The sequence below is a fragment of the Alteromonas sp. D210916BOD_24 genome (assembly GCF_047159385.1).
GTDB lineage: Bacteria > Pseudomonadota > Gammaproteobacteria > Enterobacterales > Alteromonadaceae > Alteromonas.
Genome location: NZ_AP038333.1, coordinates 3,916,093 through 3,938,230 on the forward strand (window position 1 = coordinate 3,916,093; position 22,138 = coordinate 3,938,230).

The following is a 22,138-nucleotide window of genomic DNA, read 5'->3' on the forward strand; positions in this document are numbered from 1 at the left end:
TGGTGCTGTTGAGCTTTTGGGTACCTTGTTTCGTTCATGTAACGTGATCACTGAATAAAGCGGTCTGTTTGGTTTACTTTGATGAACCTATCAGGCCGCTTGTTGTATAAATAGTACCACTATGATCAGCGGCTCCACGCGTCATTAGTTTATATTGCGTAATTTAGCTTTATTATAGATTAACTAAAATTGACCACGATGTAGGACTCAACGAATTCATGGCTCATCCACTTATTGCGTTTAACCAACAAGGTGCTGCTCATCTTCTGGCCAATTATTTAACCAGCCAGCATATTCCCGCGAGTGTGATGCAAAGCAGCACAAACAGGGAGTTCGTTGTTGTATTGGCAAACGCAGAGCAAGAAGTAGAAGCGAAAGATATCGCTGAGGCGTTTCTGGCTAATCCGTCTGATCCCAAATATCAACAAGCGGCATGGGACAATGGAAAAAATGTGCATTTGGCCCCTTCCACCGGTGGATTTTCCTTCGCCAATATACTTGTTAGTGCCAAACATAGCCCATTTACTGCTTTAGTATTCTTACTGTGTGTAGCCGTGTATGTGCTGTCTATTCTTGGTCTATTCTCGCCCATTGCACAGAATTTGTTGATGCAGCCTTTGTCAGTCTTAAGTGACAACCACCAATGGTGGCGGTTACTTGGGCCAGCCTTCATTCATTTCTCCATATTGCATATTGTATTTAATTTGCTGTGGTGGGGCATGCTAGGAGCAAAGATAGAGCGTACCTTCGGCGTGAGTATGTTAGCCATTGTGTTTGTCGTTTCCGCCATAGTCTCTAACGTGGCACAGGCTCTGGTAAGCGAACCTGTTCAAGGCAACCTGTACCTTTTCGGCGGTCTTTCAGGTGTGGTTTACGCCGTAATGGGTTTTGTATGGTGGCTGGGGTGGTTAAGGCCTAGCTGGGGCGTGTCTTTACCTAACTCAATCGTCGGTTTTATGCTGGTGTGGTTAGTATTAGGGTATGCCGACATCTTATGGGTAAATATGGCCAACGCGGCTCACACTGCAGGTCTAATTAGTGGGTGTGCTATGGCAGGAATATTAAGTTTGGGGTCAAAAAAAGCGAGCTAAACTCGCTTTAATAAATAGCATTTTTCAAGGTGGCAGAGTGAGCCGGCTTTACCTTAGCCACCTTGATAGAGGTACTTAGTAAAAATAACGTTTTTAATGACTTCGCCACCTGTTTCTTGTTTCATATGCTCTTGTAGCGCTTTCAAAATAGCTTGTCTTATTTCTTCTCTTCCCGTTAACGATTTCACTTTTTCTTCTGGCTGCTGGCCAAAAATTTCGATGGCAGTAGAACGTAGTAACGGCATATGATGTTCAGCTACCTCTAACAAGCTGACATCGTAAATCATTAATTCGACAGAAACTCGTACGTAACCGAGCTTTTTAGCACTTTCACTGATGTAGTTGGTGACTATTTCAGGCTCAATCCCCAGATAGGCAAAATTAGCTCTTTCTTGTGCCGATGCTGTACCTGCATTACTTAACACAACAACAGTAATTAAAAAGCAACGTAAAAATAAAGACTTAAGCATGACAAAGACCAAAAGACGAATAAATAACAAAACTCAGTACGCAGTGTAGCAAAACTAGCTTTAAACGCACTAATGAAAAAGTAGCAGCCTGTTAAAAAAGTTTGAGTAATAAGCTGTTTGCCTCACCTATGCTAATCACTTATATCGTGATCATCACAACGCCCTTTTATCATTTGTGAATAAGGGGTGTAACCTCTGGTAGTGAAATGATACGCGATGAAATGATACGTGATATGATACTAACAGTTTAATAATACGGGCTTTTCATGTGTCTTTAAATGCATCCTTTCCAGTGGGCTTAGTAGTCGACTGGCAACAGCCAGAGCGTATTGAGTTAGGTGATGACCATTTAAAAAACTGGTTATTGGATACGGGGTCGTTAACCGAGCGCGTTCAGGCATTGTGCCATCAATTTTCTTTAGAGCTGTTGGGGCAGCAAACGCTAACGCCTCAACCTAATGAACTATCGGTATTGAATGCGAATGGCGCAACAACGTATCAAATTCGCGAAATTTTACTGTGCGACAATGACACCCCTTGGGTCTTTGCCCGTTCCGTAATACCGCAGGCCATCATTGATGCCGAGTTATCCAACCTAGGCTGTGAGCCACTGGGTAAAAGACTCTTTAACGATGCGCGCTTTTCTCGTTCTCCCTTTGAAGTGGGAATGGTAAATGCCGCTACTTTAGGGTTTAACCGCACAGCACCGTTGTGGGGAAGGCGTTCGGTATTTTCTATAGAACAGCACCATATGATAGTTGCCGAAGTATTTTTACCACAGTCGCCCGCTTACCAGCCTGATATTAGGCACGAGATGTCCTCATGAATAAACCAAACTGGAATGCCTACGCGCGGCTAATGCGCCTTGATAAGCCTGTAGGAATTTATTTATTACTGTGGCCTACATTATGGGCGTTGTTAATGGCCGAGCAGGGTATACCCCCTTTGCACATTTTGGTTATATTTCTTGCCGGGGTAGTGTTAATGCGTTCGGCGGGTTGTGTGATAAATGATTACGCAGACCGAAAAGTCGATGGCAGCGTTAAACGCACGGCGCAGCGTCCATTGGCTACCGGTGAAGTGACAGAACACCAGGCCTTACGACTATTTGCCATGCTCGTAGGTATTTCTTTTGTTCTGGTATTATTTCTTAACTGGCGCACCATTGCGTTATCTGTGGCAGCACTATTTCTAGCGGCCTCTTACCCTTTTATGAAGCGCTATACCCACTTTCCACAGGTGGTGTTGGGCGCGGCTTTTGGCTGGACTATCCCCATGGCCTTTATGGCGGTACTTAACACCATCCCCGCTCATGGCTGGTGGCTTTTTATCGCTAACTTAACATGGACGGTGGCCTACGACACCATGTACGCCATGGTCGATCGCGATGATGATATTAAGATTGGGGTAAAGTCCACGGCTATCCTGTTTGGTCGCTATGACGTCATTATTGTAATGGCATTGCAGGTGGTGACCTTGGGCATCTTAGCGGGTATTGGGCAAGCGATGTCTGTCACCTGGCCGTATTACCTGTCGCTCGCGTTTGCTGCGTTGTTATGTGCACGTCAATATCAATTAATTAAACACCGACAGCGAGAAGGTTGTTTTACTGCATTTTTAGAAAATCACTATATGGGGATGGCGGTGACCATCGGGTTTGCAGGCCACCTTTGGTTAACTTAGTTAACTGATGCTCAACTGATATAGCGTTAGCAGTGATAGCGAAGTGCTTGGCTTGATCACTGCTTGTCTTGTAGTGCCTGTTCTAAAGCAGCCAAACGCGCTTCCATGGCATCTAGTTTTTCTCGGGTACGAATAAGCACCTGGCTTTGAATATCAAACTCTTCGCGAGTAACCACATCAAGCTTTGACAACTGTGACTGTAATACGGTTTTTACCCTGCCTTCAGCTTCTTCTGCCATATTTTTCACGCCCGGCGGAATAGCGTCAGCAATTTGTTTCGCTAAATCTTCGAGTTTCTTCGGATCCAACATGGAATTCCCTTATAATGCGCTGCTCAATTTGTAGAAGCTATTCTATCGGTATCGACACGACATGCAATGAAAACTGTGTTGTGCGTAATGTGGACGTTGTTTTAGGAAACCAATGAAACTCAATGAAGCTCAAGAATCTGCGGTAACGTATGTATCAGGCCCGTGCTTGGTGCTTGCAGGCGCAGGCAGTGGTAAAACCCGCGTTATTACCAATAAAATTGCTCATTTAGTCAGAAACTGCGATATGCCCGCGCGCTACATTGCCGCGGTAACCTTTACCAACAAAGCGGCCCGTGAAATGAAAGAGCGGGTGGCACAGACCTTGGGTAAACCGGAAGCCCGGGGACTGAAAGTGTCTACCTTCCATACATTGGGCTTAAACATCATTAAGGCCCATGTGAAAGACTTGGGGCTAAAACCGGGTTTCTCATTGTTCGATGACAAAGACTCTACTGCGTTACTTAACGACTTAACCACAGATACCATTGACGGTGATAAAGATCAGCTGCAACTATTGCAAAGCTGTATCTCGAATTGGAAAAACGACCTGATCCTGCCTGATGCTCTGTTAAAGTCGGCGAGCAGCACTGGCGAAAGAGAATTTGCTGAGGCCTATAAACGCTATCAGGATAACCTTAAAGCCTACAATGCCCTTGATTTTGACGACTTGATCTTGCTGCCCACCTTATTGCTAAAACACAACGAGCAAGCGAGAAGTAAATGGCAGAACAAAATTCGCTATTTATTGGTAGATGAGTACCAAGACACGAACACCAGTCAATACGAGTTGGTTAAATTACTGGTAGGTGAGCGTGCCCGCTTTACTGTGGTAGGGGATGATGACCAGTCAATATACTCCTGGCGAGGGGCAAAACCGCAAAATTTGCACTTGCTGCAGCAGGACTTTCCGCGTTTAAACGTCATTAAGCTACAGCAGAATTACCGGTCGTCAGGCCGCATACTGCACTGTGCCAATATTCTTATTCAAAACAATCCGCACCTGTTTGATAAAACCCTGTTCTCTGAGCTTCACTATGGTGAATCGCTGAAAGTTATTGAGGCGAAAAACGAAGAACACGAAGCCGAACGGGTGGTTGCCGAGCTTTTGGCCCACAAATTTATGAACCGTACCCAGTTTAAGGACTACGCCATTTTATACCGTGGGAACCATCAAAGCCGATTGTTTGAAAAACTGCTGATGAGCAACCGCATTCCCTACAAGATAAGTGGAGGGATGTCGTTTTTTGGCCGTGCTGAAGTCAAAGATATAATGGCTTATTTGCGTTTGCTGGTGAATCAGGATGACGACAATGCACTACTTCGCATAATCAATACACCAGGGCGGGGTATTGGTCGTGCGACGCTAGAAAAGCTGGGTAACTTTGCCAACACTTTAGGCGTGTCAATGTTTGAGGCGGCCACTCACCCCAATTTAAATAGTGTACTGACGGAAAAGGCCTTTCATGCGGTATCGGGATTCGCACGGTGGGTGGTAGAGCTCTCTGACAACGCCGTTCGTGGAAATACCGCCGATGCCGTTCGCACCATGATCCGTACTATGGGCTACGAAGAGTGGCTATACGAGCATAGTGCTAGCCCGAAAGCGGCAGAAATGGCCATGGCGAACGTCAGTACCCTGTTTGGCTGGGTTAACGACATGCTCGAAGGTAATGACCTGGATCAGTCCATGTCGCTTACCGAAGTGGTTAACCGACTTATTCTACGCGATATGATGGAGCGAGGGGAAGATGATGGTGAAGGCGATCAGGTACAATTAATGACCCTGCACGCTTCTAAAGGCTTGGAGTTTCCCATTGTCTTTCTGGTCGGCATGGAAGAGGGCTTATTGCCGCATCAAAGCAGTATTGACGAAGACAACGTAGAAGAAGAACGCCGTTTGGCTTACGTAGGCATAACCCGTGCTCAACGAGAGCTGATATTTAGCTTAGCCAAAGAACGTCGCCAATTTGGTGAAGTGATCCAGCCAGAGCCCAGCCGTTTCTTATTTGAATTGCCACCCGACGATGTGCAATGGGAGAATCAAAAACCCAAAGCCACTAAGGAAGAAAGGCAACAAAAAGCGCAAGTAGGGATCGCGAATTTGCGTGACATTATTGGTAAAAAGTAAGTACTAACTTCGAACTGGAATTTTGATAAAACAGGTGTGTTGTTAACATTGCCTGACACTAAAACGCAATAAAAACCTATGCCTGCGCTTAACTAATTAGCTGGCTAATTTGGCCATATCAAGCACGGTGGCCTGTTGTAATATTTTTCCCTGACCGTATAAGCACTCAATTTCATTGAGTGCATCCAACTGGGCCGTTGAATCTACCCCTTCGGCGATTACCTGAAATCTCAGGTGCTCAGAAATGAGCATAACAGACTGAATAAGTTTTAAATTGCGCTGAGAGCGAGGGAGCGACTTAACAAATCGATGGTCTATCTTGATAAAGTCGAATGGATAAGCAAACAAATAGCTTAACGATGCTAAACCACTTCCAAAATTATCCAGCACTAAAGTTACACCAGCGCGCTTTAATTTCTTAATAGCGGGTAGAATGAACTGAGAGCGGCGGTTAAGGTCATTCTCATCAAATTCAAACACAAGTTGGCTTGGCTTCACGCCCGATGACTCAATAACATCAATCATCTGATTAACCATTGACGATTGCAGCAAGTGATTGATAGACACGTTTACTGCAATTTTGTTGATTGGCTCGTCGGTATTCGCGTAGTGCGTGATAAGACCGCATGCTTTAGATAATTGAAATAAGTCTAAGTCTAACGTTAGCCCGCTGTGCTCTGCCACTTGCCTGAACTGTTCTCGGCCAATTTTACCGTAAGAGGGGTGAGACCAGCGGATATACATTTCTTTATACAGGGCCGAGCTGTCATTTAGCGTGATAACGGGCTGCAAGAAATAATCGAATTCTTCTTCACGAAGGGCGCGTCTGAATTCATTTTCTAGCTCTAGCTCTTCAATCAGTCTGTCACGCATACTGGTATCGAACATCACAAACCTACCACGGCCAAGCGTCTTAGCTTGGTACATCGCAGCGTCAGCATCGCGCAGTACTTCGTCGGCACTGCGGTAATAACTTTCAAGATGTGCAATACCGATACTGGCGCCGGAATACATCTCTCTGCCATCTAACAAGAAAGGTTCAGAGATAGAGGCAATGATACGGCTAGCCACTTCTTCAACATCCGCCACATCTTCAAAATTATCAAGCAACACTACAAATTCGTCGCCGCCAAGGCGCGCCAATAAGTCGTGACCCCGTATACACAGTGAAATACGGCGAGCCACTTCTACCAAAAACTCATCACCCGCGTGATGGCCCAAGGTGTCGTTAATGACTTTAAAGCGATCTAAGTCGATAAAGAGTACCGCGAACATATTTTCGGTATAACGTTGTTTACTGGCTATCGCAAGTTCAAGCCGGCTGGTAAACATGGCGCGGTTAGGCAAATCGGTTAACGAGTCGTGGTGAGCGTCGTGAATAAGCTTAAGCTCAATTTCTTTACGCTCTTCAATTTGCTGTTTTAAGAACGTGTTGGCGCGATCTAACTCGACAGTACGCTCTTTTACGCGGGCTTCCAACTCAATGTTATATCGCTGCATTGACTCGGTGTTGCGCTTGCGCTCCATCGCAACAGCAATATGATGCGACACAAAGCGCAGCAATTCTTGGTCTCGCGAGGTGTATTTTGCATGCTTACCGTAGGTTTGCACCGCAATAACACCGGCAATCTCGCCATCTACAATAAGTGGGGAACCCAGCCAGGAGTTAGCACTATTCAACATTTGTTGCGCGACAGTAACGTCAATTTCTCCCGCCTCAGCCAGTTGCAACACGCGAGGTGGGTTAAGTAACTCAGCTTGCCCGGTGCGTAGCACTAGCTCGGTAAGACCTAGGCCGAGGGCACGAGAGTCGACCTTCTCTTGCATGACGTCACTGAAATATGGGAACTCAAGTAACTCATTTTCTTTATCTAAAATGGCAATGTAGCAGTTAGGTGCGCTGATAAGTCTTGCGAGTATCTCGTGTAGACTGGAATAGAAGACATTCATGTCGCCTTCCAGATTGGCTGCAAGCTCTGATATTTCAAATAATGCTTGTTGCAGCGACTCCACTTTCTGGCGTTCAAGAATTTCTTCCTGAAGCTCGTCATTGATTTTGCGTAGCTGACGGGTTCTTTCGCGAATAGTACGTTCAGTTAATTCACGGTTTTTAACCCGATCGACCGTTGTCACGATGTGTTGAGACACAAACAACAGCACTTCTAAATCTTCTTGGGAATAATGAACGCCCTCATCGTACGTTTGTACGACCATGGCACCAATAACCTGACTGCCGCGTTTTAGAGGTACACCTAATAGCTCAAAGGGCTGAGAGCCAACCAGTTCAATGCCGTGTTCTCTTGCAAAAAAGGCTTCGTCGCTACGCTTGTAGAAAAGGTGTTCGCCGGTTTTGAGAATGTAACCGGTCATGCCGCCCATAAGTGATTCAGCGGGAAGTTGCCTAACAGTTTGTTCGTCAAACTCATCAACAAAATAAGCAAAGTCGACCACATTGCTTTCTTGTTCGTAAAAGGCAACAAAGAAATTGTCGGCATTCATGAAATCGGCAATGATTTCGTGAATAGCTGAATACAGGCGGTTTAGATGGCTAACTGAACTGGCGAGTTCTGATATGTCAAAAAGCGCCTTCTGAACCCGCTCAGAGCGCTTATACTTTTCAGTAAGTTGTTGAAGCTGCGGTATTAACTCGCGTAGTTCTTCTTCTGTCAACTCGTATTGCGTTGATTCTTGTGACATTCCGTTAGCCGATTGTAAAAGTGCATTTCCCCGTGCGGTAACTTAACCGATAAGACAGGGAAACGCTACTTTTTCGAGCAATTTGACGTATTGGGAAAGGGTTAGATACCTTCGATCATATACTCAATTGCTGCTTTAATTTCTTCGTCAGAACAGTTGCCACAGGTACCGCGAGGAGGCATCGCATTAATGCCGTTAAGTGCGTTTTGCCACACACCATCAAGGCCGCGCTCGTCTAAGCGAGGTTGCCAGTCAGCGGCAACGTGCAACTTAGGTGCACCAAGTACACCTGATGAGTGACATGCAACGCAGGCAGAGTTATAGACTTCTTCACCTGATTTTGCGCCGCCTGCTGCACCTGCGTTTCCAGCTGCTGCCGCGCCTGCTACGTGAACTTGACCTACCGGCTTAATACGCTCGGCAATTTCTTCGTTACTCATTTCTTGTGCTTGTGCTGCAAAAACGGTTAGCGCAGTAGCAGCAACAGTTAACCAAGTCTTTAATTTCACATCTGTCTCCAGGCAATGGTGAATTCGTACAAAATATAACTGGCCAGATTATAACGGTTAATTGGCCTTGGACAACTATTTGCGCTCAATTACCCATAAAAAGTAAGGATTTTTTAACAATTGTGATTTGATTATCGAAGAGTTTTCAATAAATGAGTTGATGCAAGCCCACGGGCTAAGTATTATTACGCCCCGTTTGCAGCTAGCGATAATCAAAACGCGCCTATTGCTGTAAATGCCATACTACGCACCCGTAGCTCAGCTGGATAGAGCGTTGCCCTCCGGAGGCAAAGGTCACAGGTTCGAATCCTGTCGGGTGCGCCACATACAAAAAACCAGCCTCGCGCTGGTTTTTTGTATGTGTTTGCTGTGACTGTGCACAGCAACTGCATATAATTGTGGGCGTACCTCCCCATAATTTTATTCCTATTTCCCTCTTATTAAACGCAAAACACTCTCAATCTTTTCCCATTAAAAAGATATTCACACAGTGCTTAGTGAATATTGACACAGGTGTTAATTGTCTGCATTATGATGTTAACAAAATGATAATACTAACACGGTGTCGTTACGATGCCTGTCTTTAACGTTATTCGTCTGTTCGACAGGCATTAATAGGATCACTCTATGAAAGTTATGCCCACAACGCCTGGCCACGCTGCTGTAGCCAGTCCCCCTAAAACGGGAGCATGGTTTGCATTAGGTATGTTATGTTTCATTTATGTGCTTAACTTCCTCGACCGCCAGCTACTTTCCATTCTTGCTAAACCTATTCAGGATTCACTGGGAATTTCCGACAGCCAGCTAGGCTTAATTGGCGGGTTGTATTTTGCCTTGTTCTATTGCTTTATTTCTATTCCGGTAGGGTGGTTTGCCGATAAGAGTAATCGCGTCAAGGTGCTCTCGCTAGCCTGTACTATTTGGAGTGCCGCTACCATTGCCTGTGGGCTTGCTAAAACCTTCCCTCAATTAGCCGTGGCGCGTATGACGGTTGGCGTGGGTGAAGCAGGTGGTGTACCCCCTTCTTACGCCATTATTACTGATTATTTCCCGCCGGGAAAACGCGGTATGGCGTTGGGTATTTTCAACCTTGGCCCGCCTATTGGCGCTGCACTAGGAGTGGCATTTGGCGCTGCTATTGCTGCAGCTTTCAGTTGGCGTATAGCCTTTTTAGTACTCGGTGCCGTGGGGCTATTTGCGGCGTTGGCGCTGTATTTGTTTGTGCGCGAGCCTGAACGGGGTGGGTTAGATTCCAAACCGGCTGTAGCAGAGGGGGGCGTTGAATCTGCCGCCAAGTTTGCTGATACGTTAAAAATGTTTATGACGCACCGTGTACTTATGCTGGCCGCGCTAGGCAGCGGCGCAACGCAGTTTGTTACTTATGGGCTTGGCAATTTCACTACGTTGTTCCTTATGCGTGAAAAGGGTATGACTCTTGAGGAAGTCGCGGTGTATTACGCGCTTGTGGTGGGGATAGGCATGAGCGCAGGCATCTTTGCGTCAGGGTATCTCATTGACAAGTTTACACCAAAGGCCAAACAGGCTTTTGCGCTGTTGCCTGCTATATCACTTGCCCTAGCCGTGCCTTTTTATATCGGATTTGTGTGGGCACCCAGCTGGCAATTGGCTACGTTATTACTCGTTGGCCCTAGCTTTTTAAACTATTTTTATTTGTCGTCTTCGGTAACTCTGGTTCAGCAGGAAGTACGCCCCAATCAACGGGTCATGTCGGGGGCGTTGTTACTTTTAATCATGAATCTGATAGGGCTGGGTTTTGGTCCTACTTTTGTTGGGTTTGCCAGTGACTTTTTCAAAAGCAGCTATCCCGACAATTCTTTGCAGATGGCTTTATATAGCCTTGTACCATTTTACTTTATTGCCATAGCGTTGTTTCTTTGGTTGGCAAAAGTACTCAAGCAAGAGCAACGAGGTATAACACGATGACTACCATACAATTCGGCAAGTTAGCAGGCGCTTTTACCTTGGTAATGACTTCAATTATAGGATGTCAGGCAGCAAATATGGGCACTCATGAATTACAAACCAGTACCGTAGAAATTCAATCTGGAAAACTTACTGGGCGAAAAGAAGCTGGACTCAATGTGTATCGCGGTATTCCATACGCTGCACCGCCGGTGGGCGAGCTACGCTGGAAACCACCGCAGGCCCCTAAAGCATGGGAAGGGGTATTGGCCGCCAATGCGTTTGGCCACGCCTGTATGCAACCCGACAACAAAGTGTCGAGTATTTATACTAATAATATCGACCCTCGAAGTGAGGACTGTTTAACGTTAAATATCTGGTCGCCCGAAAATGCAAACGATGCACCAGTACTCGTGTGGATCCATGGAGGCGCATTGGTAAAAGGCGCCAGTAAAGAACCCATGTATGACGGCAAGGCACTTGCTGAACAAGGCGTAGTTGTGGTGTCGATTAACTATCGATTAGGGGTATTTGGCTATTTAGCCCACCCTGAATTAAGTGAAGAATCGTCAAAAGGGGTGTCGGGCAATTACGGCGTGATGGATCAGATTGCGGCGTTAGACTGGATCCAAAGTAATATTTCTCAGTTTGGGGGTAATCCAAACAACGTCACCATTTCTGGGGAGTCGGCTGGCGCGCTAAGCGTTTTATACCTTATGGCAACTGAAAAAGCGCGGGGCTTATTTCATAAAGCCATCGTTCAAAGTGGCTATATGGTGTCTGCTCCTGCTTTGAAAAAACCGGTACATGGTCAATTTGCTGCTGAAGCGGTAGGGCAGTTTATTAGCGCAAAATTAGGTGCTAAGAATATTCAGGATTTACGCCTTATAGACGGTGCAACACTGGCCGAGAAAGTTTCCGATATTGGCTTCTTTCCCCTTGCTACCATTGAGGGCGATATGTTTGAAGAGCAAATTATCGATACTTTTAAGGCGGGCAAACAGGCCAACGTGCCCCTACTGGTTGGCTTTAACAGCGGAGAAATTCGTTCGTTGCGCGTACTTGCGCCTCAGGCACCCAGTAACGCACAGCTTTATACTCAGGAGATTGAGAATCGTTATTTAGATTTAGCGGACGACTTTCTGTCACTTTATCCACATTCTGATTTGGAAGAAAGTGTGATTGCGGTGGTACGCGATGGCCTGTACGGCTGGACCAGTGAATTGATGTCTATTGAACAAACCAAGTTGGGTCAAGACGCCTATTTGTACTTGTTCGATCACGGCTATCCTGCGGCTAACAGCATGGGGTTACACGCTTTTCACGCCAGTGAAATTCCCTATGTATTTGGCACCGCAGAAAAGACGCCGCCGCTTTGGCCTGTAATGCCAAATACCAAAGAAGAGCACGCGTTATCGACTGCGATGACACAGTATTGGGCCAGTTTTGCTACAGCGGGTAAACCTCAGGCTACCGGTTTTGCAAACTGGCCAAGTTACGCACAAGATAAAGGCTATATGCGATTTGCCGAGAAACCCATAGCCTCTCATCATCTTATGCCGGGTATGTTTGAACTGCATGACGAAGCAGTAAAAAGACGCCAGTTAAGCGGTCAGTCGCCCTGGCACTGGAATGTGGGAATAGCGTCGCCAGTTTTACAAAAGGTAGAGCCTGGCGATACTTCAGCGAGCAATTTAACCAGCAATCCTCAATGGATTAGCTTGGAGCTGTTCAATCAAAGTGACAGCGAATAGCGAACATATCAGACTGCGATGAGTCCTTCGCAGTCTGATTTATTTATGGCATCTACCGCCGTTCCCCTAGATAGCTATTAATATTACACGTTGTATTACCCAATAACTGGCAATGCCGCCAGCAGCATAGGCACTCATTTTTCTTATCATTGTAAGGTGCTTAAGGTGAGAAACTACAAAGCGGTGCACAATAAAGCACAAAGCAACAAACACCAGTTGCCCCAACTCTACACCTAAATTAAAGCACAGCAGTGCAGGCCCTAAAGCTGTGCTGGGTAGGCCTATGTCGTCTAACGCTGCAGCAAATCCAAACCCATGCAATAAGCCAAAACAGAAGGCGCTTACCCAAAGGTGTTTGGATGAATCGGCTTGGTTGTTTAATTCAATCGCACGGGCAGCGGTATAAACAATGCTTAATGCGATACAGGCTTCAACAGGTGCAACGGCCAAATACACCCATTGCATAGCTGAGGCGACAAGGGTAACGGAATGGGCCACTGTAAAAGCGGTAATAACGCCTATGATAGCCCGGTTAAAGCCACTGATAAGCAGTAAACAAAATACGAATAATAGATGATCGAAGCCGAGCACTATATGTTCAATACCCAACTGCGTATAGGTGGTTAAAATATCAGTGGTATTAGGTTGTAAGGGCAACACCAAGGTGGGGGTGTCGCCAGTGACTCGAAAAGTAGAGGTTTGATTGTCATGTGAGAAGCGCACTAAAATGTCGGTCAGCGATGCGCTTAGCCCTGTAAAAGTAAGGGGTTGACCGGCCAAAGATGCACTGCATTGTACGTCTCTCTCGGTAACGAAAGCGCCTTCCATAAGGCGAAACGACACCGCTTTTTCATCCCAGCAGAGAGTAGGAAGGGTATAGTCAATGCTCAAGCGTTTATCTGCTTTGGCAGGTACCTTCCAAAGAACGCGATAGGTCTCTTTACCCACTTGTTCAATTTGAAGGTAGGCAGGGCGTACTTCGTGGGCAGAGATTTGCGCAGACCAGCAACAAATAACTACTAGCCAGAACCTATAAAGATGTTCCATGGGTTAGATTCCTTTACCAGAGGTCATATCGTCAACAGTAATGCGATAGCCTTTTCGCAACTCCTCAAAATAGGTCTGCTGACGCGTCAACCGCTGACGGTAATACCAGTCAGACTCCACTTGTCCAGCAACTTTTTCAAACTCAGGTACATAGGCATCTTGTATCTCTTCAATAAATAGTAAATGGACTCCAAAAGGGCTTTCAAATGGGCCTTGCCAACTGCCTTTAGGGGCGCGAAATATTACCTGTGCTAAGGTATTGCCAAATATCTGTGAAGCCTGTTCCTGGGTAGCCATACGCATTGTGTCAGGTAGCAGCGTCGCTTCTGTGACAAGTGAACTAGCAGGGTGCGTAGTTAGGTAGTCGAGCGCTTGTAAAGCTTCAGTCCACGCTTTATCGGAGGAGGGGCTTTTGTGGAACAGTTTTTGTGTAAAAGTTCTGGTTTCCTTGGCGGCAAACCTTGATTGATGCTGTAAGTACCAGTCGTGAAGGGTCTGTTGGTCGGGCGCATCAATGGATTCAGTTCCTTCGGCAATGAAAAGTAGCTTTTGACGAAGTCGGCGGCGTACCACAGTGTCGTCTTTTTCAAGTTCCAGCGCCATCGCTTCTCTATAAGCAATTTCCTCATTTACATAATCGTTTATCAGTAGTTGAAGCGCTTCGTTACTGGGGTCAACGCCAGCAAGAAGACGATAGCGGGATCCCAGTTGTTGTATCTTGGCTTGAGATATGTGAATGGTGTGCTCCGGCGATAAATAACTCGGCCCGTTAAATACAAAAGATAACCAAAAAATGGAGCCGCCCAACAGCAAACAGCGTGTAAAAGGGTCAAACACCATGGCTAGGATACGTCTAAGAAAGGATTTCATGAGGTAGGCAACAGCCAAATAGGAGAAGTATACGCACGCTCTTGAATGGTGATAGGTAGACGGGGATTGGGCTCACTGCCCGCTCTGATTGCATCCCAGGTAGACCATCGACAGGTAGGATTCTCAAGCACTCTGACATAGTAAAAGGCATGACTATCGTCGTGATAGTCGGGGTCGTACCAGCGTGTATGCAGCTCTGATGCACCCGTAGTACGGTCGTAATCACAGGTTTTTATATCTACGCTTGCGTTATTATCCGGGCATCTGTGTGTCTGAGGGTCCGGTTCCAGGTTATCTGCACAGGCAATGTCATAAACCCGTTCTTGAGGATGACCTTGCTTGTCTAGCCATCCTTTTATCATTTGAATACGCTGCAGGGGCGCAGAATGACTATCTTGTATGGCAGCCACCAAAAACTCGGGTGAGGTAGGTTTCGAGGGTAACTCGCCACCCATCGCCACGCCGTTTTGGTAAGCATTTTTAAGGCCCTGTTCGCTGGTAAATGACGAAGTATCAAAGGCATAACCTGCAAAAAAGCGCACTTTAATGCGCGGACCGGAAGTGGCAAAGGTTTCCTTGCGTTTTAACGCTGAATAAATAGCGTCTCGGGTATTCGCCTTTGCCCATACTCCGGTAAGCCCGCCGGAATTCCACGTTGATGAGAGAGGTGGTATATAACCTGCTGCATAAGCTTGCTCCCACGACGTATAGGGGTTAGGTACGACTGAGCCCCTTTGTTTTGGGCTGCTATCCAGTACACCGACTTTAGAGAAGTGATTGAACTCTTCGGCAGTTCCGCCCCCGTTGTGGCTGTCTGTGCCGGCCACAAATCCCATCGCATAAGGGTTGTGTCCCACTGCGGCGTTTATCTTTAAGCCCGTTTTTAGCGCGTCACGCACGTAGCCACCTGCAAACTGAGTGATAGGCTTAACTGTTCCAATATAGGATGTCATGAGTTCAAACCCAGCCCACTCGTCGTTAGGCGACAAAAGGGGCATGGTTTCAGATTGTCCTTTTATCTGAATTATCTCAACGAGGGGTTCGTTGCGTGCTCTTTGTTTGGCGTAATCCACGCCAATGGGGTCGCCACTCCATGTTTTTTGTTCAAACATGGTTCCGTCTGAGCCGTTGCTGTTGTGGGGAATGGCCAATGCATCTCGGCCTTTGCTGCGTTCTTTATCCAGCCAATCCCATAAATCTTCCGGGTTTTGTGAATCCAAAGCTGAAAAGGGCATGGCAGGCACGTTTTCCGAAGCAAAGATTACATTTCTATGTAAGTTTCTCACTTGCGGAAGCGATGTGAACTCATAACCGATAAATGTAGTGAAGGTGCCCGGGTTATTGTGATGTTGGGCCGAGCTGATGGTCTCTTGCCACGCTGAGCGAGTGGCCGACATGTCTGAGAGCTCTTCAATGATTTGCCCGGTAGACATACTTTTTGCAAATCGGCTAAATGCATTGATAACAGACGCTCTGTCACTGGCAAATAAGTGTTTAGCGTAGGGGACTTTAGCGTATTGAGTTCCCGGGGTATCAATGGCGGGAAGTACGCCCAGATACTCTGCATGATCGGTGACGGCCAGAAAATCTAAAGGGCCGGAACGCAATTGCATATTAAAGCCCCCAGAGTGCGTTAAGGGCTCACCTTTGGCAAAGCGATATGCCTCGTCAGGTGTCGCCCTTACATTAAAAATGTAGGCATCAAATGAATTTCGCGTATGTAAGTGTAAATCGCCAAAGTAGGCGTTGTTTAACGGGTTTTCTACAATCTTGCTTTCACTTTGAGGTCTTACTTGGGCAGCATAAGAGACTTTGCCAGGAGGGCTCTTCGTGTCTGTTTTACAGCCAAGTAGCTCACTTCCCGTTATCAATAACACACTAAATGCAATGCAATTCGAAAGAGAGGGTTTCATGACGTACCTCCGGTTTTACCAGACGGGTATAAGAGACCAGGACGTGTAAACGTCCTGGTGCAAGGGTTAAAAGCGTAACTTGGTGGCTATTTCAAAAGTTCGCCCTAATGGATTGGCTACCCACGGGTCATAACCAAACTCTTCCTGAGCGGGCGGTGGGTCACGGTCTAACAGGTTAGCGCCGGTGGCCATGATGGTAATTGCTTCACTGTATTCAAATCGATAAGTGAAATCGACAGTCACCCAGTTTTCACCGTCCTCGCCATACTGAATACCAGGGCGCTCGTCTTTGACTGCCGACACGTAGTTAACACCCAATCTGTAGTTATGGGCATCTAGGCCATAATTGATACCCAGATTGGCTCGCCATTTAGGGGCTGCCTGTGCAAATGTGGCAAAGTTAAGCGTGCCCAAACGGTCATCGCCAGCGGTAATTTCAACACCATCTAGCTCTGTCGAACCGGTTTTAAGTTCAAGCACCCGCGTGGCAGTCAAATCGATGGATAGTAAGCCTTCACTTACAGGTAGCGAGTAAGCCGCTTGTATATCTAGGCCGCTGGTGGTTTGACCCGGACCGTTGCCAAATTGGGTCGTGATAGACGAGAACGCGCCTATTGCACTCATTCCCACACTACAGCCGTCATTGAACGCTACGCGGTTGAGTAGTGGTTGAACGGTAGGATCGCAGGTGGTGATTGTGCCGCCTTCTCCATTAAATACTAAACTGGCAATTTGGTTTGGATCAGCGACTTCCCCAATCTGATCCTCAGTTTCAATATCAAAATAATCGACGATAAATCTAAAATCATGATTAGAGGCGAAGCCGCGATTTTGCCATACAAACCCTAAGTTCCAGGTAGTGGCGGTTTCTGGCTCTAAATCTTCATCAGTAACAAATTGAGCCGCTAACCAGTTATTGGCCGCAACAGTATAAGTACGCGCACCAACGGTAACGGCACCAGGAATAACACCCATAGGCGGGGTTTGATAGTTAGTGCCAAATGAGCCTCGTAGTGTTAAACCGTCCATAACAGACCATTTCCCTGCCACTTTGTATACCGTGGCTCCCAGGCCGCCTGAGAACTCTTCTTTTCGCGCTGCCGCTTGTAAGTCGATGTCATCGGTAATAGGTAATTGCCATTCAAGAAACAATGAATATTGTTCGCGATCTGCGGCATCTGCTGGGTCGGTGGCGAATAGCACAAACGGTCCCGGTGAGTCTGGAGTACATCCTCTAAATGTAGGATCAGTGGTAGAGACTGGGTTCGCTTCTAAATTGGGGCTACCTTCACCATTGGCACTGGTGTACGAATCTGGCCAGGCGCATGGGATGCTGCCATCAAGAAACTCGCTGTCAACTGACTCACGGGTTTTAAAAGTTCGATATTGTCCACCAACGGCCCACATTATTTCTCCGCCCGGTAGCTCAACCCCTGTCCCACCGTTAAAGACAAGATCAATCGTCAGGTTATCAGAAATCGTTTCAACTTCACGGGGATCAAATAACCACTTAGCCAACTCGGCATTATTTTCGCTGCCCGGCCGATAATTGGGGTTGGTGGTACCTAGCATAGGGTTGCCAGTAAACGAGCTAGCAAAAGGATTCCAATACATACACCCATTTTTACCCGCCGCATCGGGGTTTTGTGTACCGAATCGGGAAGGATCTAAATCTTGGGCATTACACGAGGCACCACCAAAACCATATAGCGCCTCTTGCAAACGATACCCGATGGTATCGGCATGGGTATTCGAGGTGTAGGCGTAGTTGTAGGTGATTGCGGCATCAAAAGCAACTTCTTCTGCTACACCAGCCCATGCGCCCAATTCTCCACTTAATCCAGTTGATAACCGCCATACGCGATTTTCAATATCATCAGGCACACCATAACCATCGCCTCCTGCTATGAACGGGTTACCGCCATGCGCCATTAAACGATAGGTGATTGGCGTAAAGCCTTGCACACCCGTAAGGTCATTTTCTTGCGCAAACTGTGCGGCATAAGGGTTACTTATTGGCACATAGAACTGGTAGATTAACCCAGGTGCCAGTGCTGGGCCTCTTATTATCGGCTGGGCGGGAGAGCCCATCACTTGCGGTACTGAAACCTGGCCATAAGACACATTCATATGGAAATCTACCGTATCGGTGACTTCGGCATTTAATTGTGCGTAACCTCGGAATATGTCTTGTTCTTCTACTAAGCGATAGAAAGGAATGTAGTTATACGCACAGGTATAGGCATTGTCGTAACGGCCGCCAACAGCAGCACAACTTTCCGGCGTAAAGTCAGAAACTAAACCCAGAGGTGCACCCCATTCGCCGTCAGCAGTAGCACTCGGTATGGTGGGCAGTGCCCCGCGTGTTACCCATCCAGCCATATTAGTTAGGGTTGACCATGGCGCAGGGTTGTAGCCTTCTTTGGTGGGGTCCAATGACGCAGTGGAGAAGTCTCTATCTAGTGTACTTAAGCGAGAGCGGTGCTCATATTCTGCTGACCACATAAAGTTGACTGTGTCTTCACCGAATCCACCTAAAAGCGCAACAGAGTAGTCACCGTCTGAACCGTCAATTGCTTTGTATTGAACATTAGCTTCTAAACCAGTGAAATCCCGCCGGGTTATGAAATTAACCACCCCGCCGGTGGCATCTGCACCGTAAATTACCGCGGCTCCATCTTTCAAAATTTCAGTTCTGCTTAGCGCAATGGAAGGAATATTTGAGGTGTTGAGGCTGGTGCGTCTGCCGTTTAACAAAATGAGCGTTTTATCGGCACCTATTCCTCGTAAATTGTAGTTCACCGAACCAGTAAGGGCTGGACCGCCGAAGTAATAAGACTCTCCGGTAGTCGGGCCAGAAATAGTCAGACTTTTAGCAAACTCCAATGCCGTGGGAGAGCCTTGTTTCTCAAGATCTTCCTGATAGTAAATTTCAAGTGGTAACGCTGCATCTAACGCTGCCCCTTTAATATTTGAGCCTGTGATTTGAATCAACTCAACTTCTGCAGGTTCAGCTTCTTCAGTGTCCTGCGCGAGTGCATTCGGCACAAGCAAAATTCCACTGGTAAACAAGTAAATCAGTTGGCCAGGCCAGCTATTTTTATTTTTTTGTTTCATATACCGCCCTCTCTCGTTGTAAATATAGTGTTAATATTTATTAACACGAGAGTTAATATTAATCAATGTATTAATATTATATTTAGAGAAAAGATTTTTGGTGAAACGGGATTAATTTGAGTAAAATATTATAAAAACAATATATATCAATGTGTTAATGGTATTCTTTGGAGGGCGGCTTTTTGTTTAAAGAAGTTAAACAGAACTAGGTGGGCAAGAAAAAGCCGAGGACGAACTCGGCTTTATGGAGTAAATTTGTTTAAGTGAATTTATTTCAATGCGGTAAAACCAGCTGCCATAAACGCGGCAATACGCTTTTTAACGGCGGGAAAATCATCTGACTTACAGAGCCCGTTTGACAGTTTATCAATACGGCCTGTGCGCGCTAATGTATTCATTAACGCGGAGGTGACAAAGTGATAGCCCCAAAAAATATCTTCATCAGAATAATCCGGTAAGGCGCGCTTTAATATTGCCACAAGCTTAAGTACAACAGGGTCAAAATGTTTATCCATTAGCTCTGCGCCTTCTGGCGTGGTACTGACCCGAGCGCAAAAAGCGGCATAGTTCATCCAGTTTTCCCCACCTTCATAGTACAGATCTAAGTCCGTATCTAAGAACGCGTGTAAGGCACCCTCTACCGAAGGGTTGTCGCCAGCTTCTGCCTCATAGGCCTGCAGCGCGTCTAACCGACGGTCACTGGTAACACTGGCACGACGGGCAAATACTGCCTCAAACAGGTTCTGCTTGTCCTGGAAGTAGTAATGTACCAAGGTGGTATGAATACCTACTTGCTTGGCAACATCACGCAGCGTCACCCCATATAGGCCGTTGCGTGAAAAAAGATATTCAGCTGCATCTAAAATCAGCTCAATACTCTCCGCCCGCTGCTCAGCCTTGCTTTTTCGAGGTCGACGTTCTGGTGGTTTTGACATATCGGGTTCCAGGTTCTCATAAAGAAAGGAGTTGATTTTAAGTAGGATTCTTCCCTGACGTCAACTCTCACACCCAGTAAGCACCCAATATATTCAGCTGAACTGCTCTCGTAAGGCAATTTTGTCAATTTTTCCCGTCGCTGCTAGCGGCATGTTTGAGACTAGCTTTAATTCAGAAGGCATCCACCAATCGGGTATTTTCCCCTTTAAATGCGATTGCAGCGATTCAAGAGAAATGTTCGCACTATCATAAGCTTCCACAATCATTACGGGCCTTTCTCCCCATTTGGGGTGAGCAACACCAATAACCGCAACTTGGTTGACTGCGTCATAGTTCCCTACAATCTCTTCTATCTCAGAAGGGTTTATCCATTCTCCACCTGACTTTATTAGATCTTTTGCCCGTCCACATATGCTCATTTCACCATTTTCGTTAATAATGGCCAGATCGCCGGTATCAAAATAGCCTTCATCGTCAACATCTGGTGTTGTCGAATTAAAGTATTGGTTTACCACACTGTGACCTTTCACTTTCAAATGGCCAACGTGCCCCCGTTGAGCTGGTAGGGTCTTTCCCTGTTGATCGGTAAGCTTTAAGTCCAATCCTGCCAACGGTTTACCCGCACTTCTTACTGCAGTTGGCTTCTCTAAAGGCGAGCTGATGGTACCTAAGGGGGATAATTCGGTCATTCCCCAGCTAGTTTGAATCTGCGCTCCTAACCTAGACTCCAATCGTTGAATAAGTGAGTCGGGGCATTTGGAACCCCCAATTAAAACGCGTTTCAAAGTCGGTAGGTCGCGGCCTGATTCATCGAGATAGTCAATTAGGCTGAGCCACACTGTTTGTACCCCAGCTGCAATGGTGACACCTTCTGCTTCAATTAAGTCGGCAAGGCTTTTTCCATCGGCATTTCTACCGGGTAACACCAGCTTTGCACCTACGGCAGGCGCGGCAAAGGGGAGACCCCAGCCGTTCGCATGAAACATAGGTACAGCAACTAAAACGGTGTCGTGTGCACTTAGTGCAATAGCATCCGCCTGTAGAAGTCTAAGGGTGTGAAGGTAGTTTGAGCGGTGCGTGTAAATCACGCCCTTTGGCTTGCCTGTCGTACCAGAGGTAAAACACAATCCTGCTGGTGTTTCTTCTTCAAACTCTCCCCAAGGAACGGCTTTTCCATGGGTAGTTAACAGCTGGTTGTGACGCCAGATGCTCACTTTAGAGCACAACTCTGGCACAATTGTATCTTCGTTGTGATCGAGCACGATGACGGTTTCAATAGTTGGGCACTGCGCCAGCAATTCGCTGAGCATAGGAAGTAGCGATTGTGAGATGGCCAGTGCTTTATCCTGTGCTTCGTTAATGATGCTCGCCAAATGCGCTTCACTAAATCTTGGGTTTAAGGTGTGACAAATCATCCCACATCCCATAGTTGCGAAGTATATTTCGAGATGGTCCAAGGTATTCCACGCTAAAGTGGCAACTCTATCGCCCTTTTGAAGGTTGATATTTTGTAGTGCTCCTGACAGCTGATTACTGCGCTGAAAAAGTCCCTCATAATGGGTGTGGATGCGTTTTCCTTGATGACTGACACTGACTATTTCGCGGGCTCCTGCCCACTTGGATGCGTGCTCAAGGAACTTGTCGATGGTTAACGAAAACGATTGCATAATCTCTAAGTCGCCTATGATA

At 46.6% G+C, this 22,138-nt stretch carries 16 protein-coding genes and 1 tRNA gene; 7 read left to right on the forward strand and 10 right to left on the reverse strand.

What is annotated here, in order from left to right; genetic code table 11:
• Positions 1-218: 218 nt before the first annotated feature.
• Positions 219-1,091, forward strand: coding sequence for a rhomboid family intramembrane serine protease GlpG (gene glpG / locus ACMCM8_RS17060; protein WP_412723807.1), 873 nt, complete (start codon positions 219-221; stop codon positions 1,089-1,091).
• 53 nt (positions 1,092-1,144) lie between these two features.
• Here the strand turns inward: glpG and ACMCM8_RS17065 are convergent, their stop codons facing one another.
• Positions 1,145-1,561 (reverse strand): flagellar basal body-associated protein FliL, encoded by a 417-nt coding sequence (locus ACMCM8_RS17065; RefSeq protein ID WP_412723809.1) that lies wholly within the window; start codon positions 1,559-1,561, stop codon positions 1,145-1,147.
• Between the two features lie 268 nt (positions 1,562-1,829).
• Between ACMCM8_RS17065 and ACMCM8_RS17070 the strand changes: the two genes are divergently transcribed.
• A complete protein-coding gene (locus ACMCM8_RS17070) occupies positions 1,830-2,387 on the forward strand; it encodes a chorismate--pyruvate lyase family protein (RefSeq protein WP_412723811.1) in 558 nt (185 codons plus the stop codon).
• A complete protein-coding gene (gene ubiA, locus ACMCM8_RS17075) occupies positions 2,384-3,244 on the forward strand; it encodes a 4-hydroxybenzoate octaprenyltransferase (protein ID WP_412723813.1) in 861 nt (286 codons plus the stop codon). Before ACMCM8_RS17070 ends, ubiA begins: the two co-directional genes overlap by 4 nt.
• Before the next feature lie 56 nt (positions 3,245-3,300).
• Here the strand turns inward: ubiA and ubiK are convergent, their stop codons facing one another.
• Positions 3,301-3,555: a ubiquinone biosynthesis accessory factor UbiK gene (gene ubiK / locus ACMCM8_RS17080; RefSeq protein ID WP_412723815.1), complete on the reverse strand. Its 255-nt coding sequence runs from the start codon at positions 3,553-3,555 to the stop codon at positions 3,301-3,303.
• A 112-nt stretch (positions 3,556-3,667) separates the two neighbouring features.
• Between ubiK and rep the strand changes: the two genes are divergently transcribed.
• Positions 3,668-5,683, forward strand: a complete 2,016-nt coding sequence (gene rep, locus ACMCM8_RS17085; RefSeq protein ID WP_412723817.1) for a DNA helicase Rep — start codon at positions 3,668-3,670, stop codon at positions 5,681-5,683.
• Positions 5,684-5,779: 96 nt separating this feature from the next.
• Here the strand turns inward: rep and ACMCM8_RS17090 are convergent, their stop codons facing one another.
• Both ACMCM8_RS17090 and ACMCM8_RS17095 read right to left on the reverse strand, forming a co-directional pair.
• A complete protein-coding gene (locus ACMCM8_RS17090) occupies positions 5,780-8,380 on the reverse strand; it encodes a sensor domain-containing phosphodiesterase (RefSeq protein WP_412723819.1) in 2,601 nt (866 codons plus the stop codon).
• 101 nt (positions 8,381-8,481) lie between these two features.
• A complete protein-coding gene (locus ACMCM8_RS17095) occupies positions 8,482-8,889 on the reverse strand; it encodes a c-type cytochrome (RefSeq protein WP_412723821.1) in 408 nt (135 codons plus the stop codon).
• 247 nt (positions 8,890-9,136) lie between these two features.
• Here ACMCM8_RS17095 and ACMCM8_RS17100 point away from each other — a divergent pair.
• From ACMCM8_RS17100 to ACMCM8_RS17110, 3 genes are all read left to right on the forward strand, one after another.
• A tRNA-Arg gene (locus tag ACMCM8_RS17100) sits at positions 9,137-9,213 on the forward strand.
• Between the two features lie 303 nt (positions 9,214-9,516).
• On the forward strand, positions 9,517-10,833 hold the full coding sequence (locus ACMCM8_RS17105) for a spinster family MFS transporter (RefSeq protein ID WP_412723823.1): 1,317 nt from the start codon (positions 9,517-9,519) through the stop codon (positions 10,831-10,833).
• A complete protein-coding gene (locus ACMCM8_RS17110) occupies positions 10,830-12,566 on the forward strand; it encodes a carboxylesterase/lipase family protein (RefSeq protein WP_412723825.1) in 1,737 nt (578 codons plus the stop codon). The genes ACMCM8_RS17105 and ACMCM8_RS17110 overlap by 4 nt, the downstream gene beginning before the upstream one ends.
• A 66-nt stretch (positions 12,567-12,632) precedes the next feature.
• On the opposite strand, the gene ACMCM8_RS17115 is transcribed toward ACMCM8_RS17110, so the two are convergent.
• From ACMCM8_RS17115 to ACMCM8_RS17140, 6 genes are all read right to left on the reverse strand, one after another.
• Positions 12,633-13,613, reverse strand: a complete 981-nt coding sequence (locus ACMCM8_RS17115) for a HupE/UreJ family protein (RefSeq protein WP_412723827.1) — start codon at positions 13,611-13,613, stop codon at positions 12,633-12,635.
• A gap of 3 nt (positions 13,614-13,616) precedes the next feature.
• Positions 13,617-14,483, reverse strand: coding sequence for a peptidyl-prolyl cis-trans isomerase (locus ACMCM8_RS17120; protein WP_412723829.1), 867 nt, complete (start codon positions 14,481-14,483; stop codon positions 13,617-13,619).
• Positions 14,480-16,396, reverse strand: a complete 1,917-nt coding sequence (locus ACMCM8_RS17125; protein ID WP_412723831.1) for a DUF3604 domain-containing protein — start codon at positions 16,394-16,396, stop codon at positions 14,480-14,482. The genes ACMCM8_RS17120 and ACMCM8_RS17125 overlap by 4 nt, the downstream gene beginning before the upstream one ends.
• 66 nt (positions 16,397-16,462) lie before the next feature.
• Entirely contained in the window at positions 16,463-19,513 is a 3,051-nt protein-coding gene (locus ACMCM8_RS17130) for a TonB-dependent receptor domain-containing protein (protein WP_412723833.1), read from the reverse strand.
• 269 nt (positions 19,514-19,782) lie between these two features.
• On the reverse strand, positions 19,783-20,448 hold the full coding sequence (locus ACMCM8_RS17135; RefSeq protein ID WP_412723835.1) for a TetR/AcrR family transcriptional regulator: 666 nt from the start codon (positions 20,446-20,448) through the stop codon (positions 19,783-19,785).
• A gap of 93 nt (positions 20,449-20,541) precedes the next feature.
• The gene (locus tag ACMCM8_RS17140) at positions 20,542-22,116 is read right to left on the reverse strand and encodes an AMP-binding protein (RefSeq protein WP_412723837.1); all 1,575 of its coding nucleotides are present in this window, start codon (positions 22,114-22,116) and stop codon (positions 20,542-20,544) included.
• Between the last annotated feature and the right edge of the window lie 22 nt (positions 22,117-22,138).

What these genes read in the sequence shown, in the direction of transcription:
- ACMCM8_RS17090 (WP_412723819.1), bottom strand. Translation starts at nt 8,380, where the DNA reads ATGTCACAAGAATCAACGCAATACGAGTTGACAGAAGAAGAACTACGC.
- ACMCM8_RS17120 (WP_412723829.1), bottom strand. Translation starts at nt 14,483, where the DNA reads ATGAAATCCTTTCTTAGACGTATCCTAGCCATGGTGTTTGACCCTTTT.
- ACMCM8_RS17130 (WP_412723833.1), bottom strand. Translation starts at nt 19,513, where the DNA reads ATGAAACAAAAAAATAAAAATAGCTGGCCTGGCCAACTGATTTACTTG.
- ACMCM8_RS17125 (WP_412723831.1), bottom strand. Translation starts at nt 16,396, where the DNA reads ATGAAACCCTCTCTTTCGAATTGCATTGCATTTAGTGTGTTATTGATA.
- ACMCM8_RS17135 (WP_412723835.1), bottom strand. Translation starts at nt 20,448, where the DNA reads ATGTCAAAACCACCAGAACGTCGACCTCGAAAAAGCAAGGCTGAGCAG.
- ACMCM8_RS17105 (WP_412723823.1), top strand. Translation starts at nt 9,517, where the DNA reads ATGAAAGTTATGCCCACAACGCCTGGCCACGCTGCTGTAGCCAGTCCC.
- ACMCM8_RS17115 (WP_412723827.1), bottom strand. Translation starts at nt 13,613, where the DNA reads ATGGAACATCTTTATAGGTTCTGGCTAGTAGTTATTTGTTGCTGGTCT.
- ubiA (WP_412723813.1), top strand. Translation starts at nt 2,384, where the DNA reads ATGAATAAACCAAACTGGAATGCCTACGCGCGGCTAATGCGCCTTGAT.
- ACMCM8_RS17065 (WP_412723809.1), bottom strand. Translation starts at nt 1,561, where the DNA reads ATGCTTAAGTCTTTATTTTTACGTTGCTTTTTAATTACTGTTGTTGTG.
- ubiK (WP_412723815.1), bottom strand. Translation starts at nt 3,555, where the DNA reads ATGTTGGATCCGAAGAAACTCGAAGATTTAGCGAAACAAATTGCTGAC.
- glpG (WP_412723807.1), top strand. Translation starts at nt 219, where the DNA reads ATGGCTCATCCACTTATTGCGTTTAACCAACAAGGTGCTGCTCATCTT.
- ACMCM8_RS17140 (WP_412723837.1), bottom strand. Translation starts at nt 22,116, where the DNA reads ATGCAATCGTTTTCGTTAACCATCGACAAGTTCCTTGAGCACGCATCC.
- ACMCM8_RS17110 (WP_412723825.1), top strand. Translation starts at nt 10,830, where the DNA reads ATGACTACCATACAATTCGGCAAGTTAGCAGGCGCTTTTACCTTGGTA.
- rep (WP_412723817.1), top strand. Translation starts at nt 3,668, where the DNA reads ATGAAACTCAATGAAGCTCAAGAATCTGCGGTAACGTATGTATCAGGC.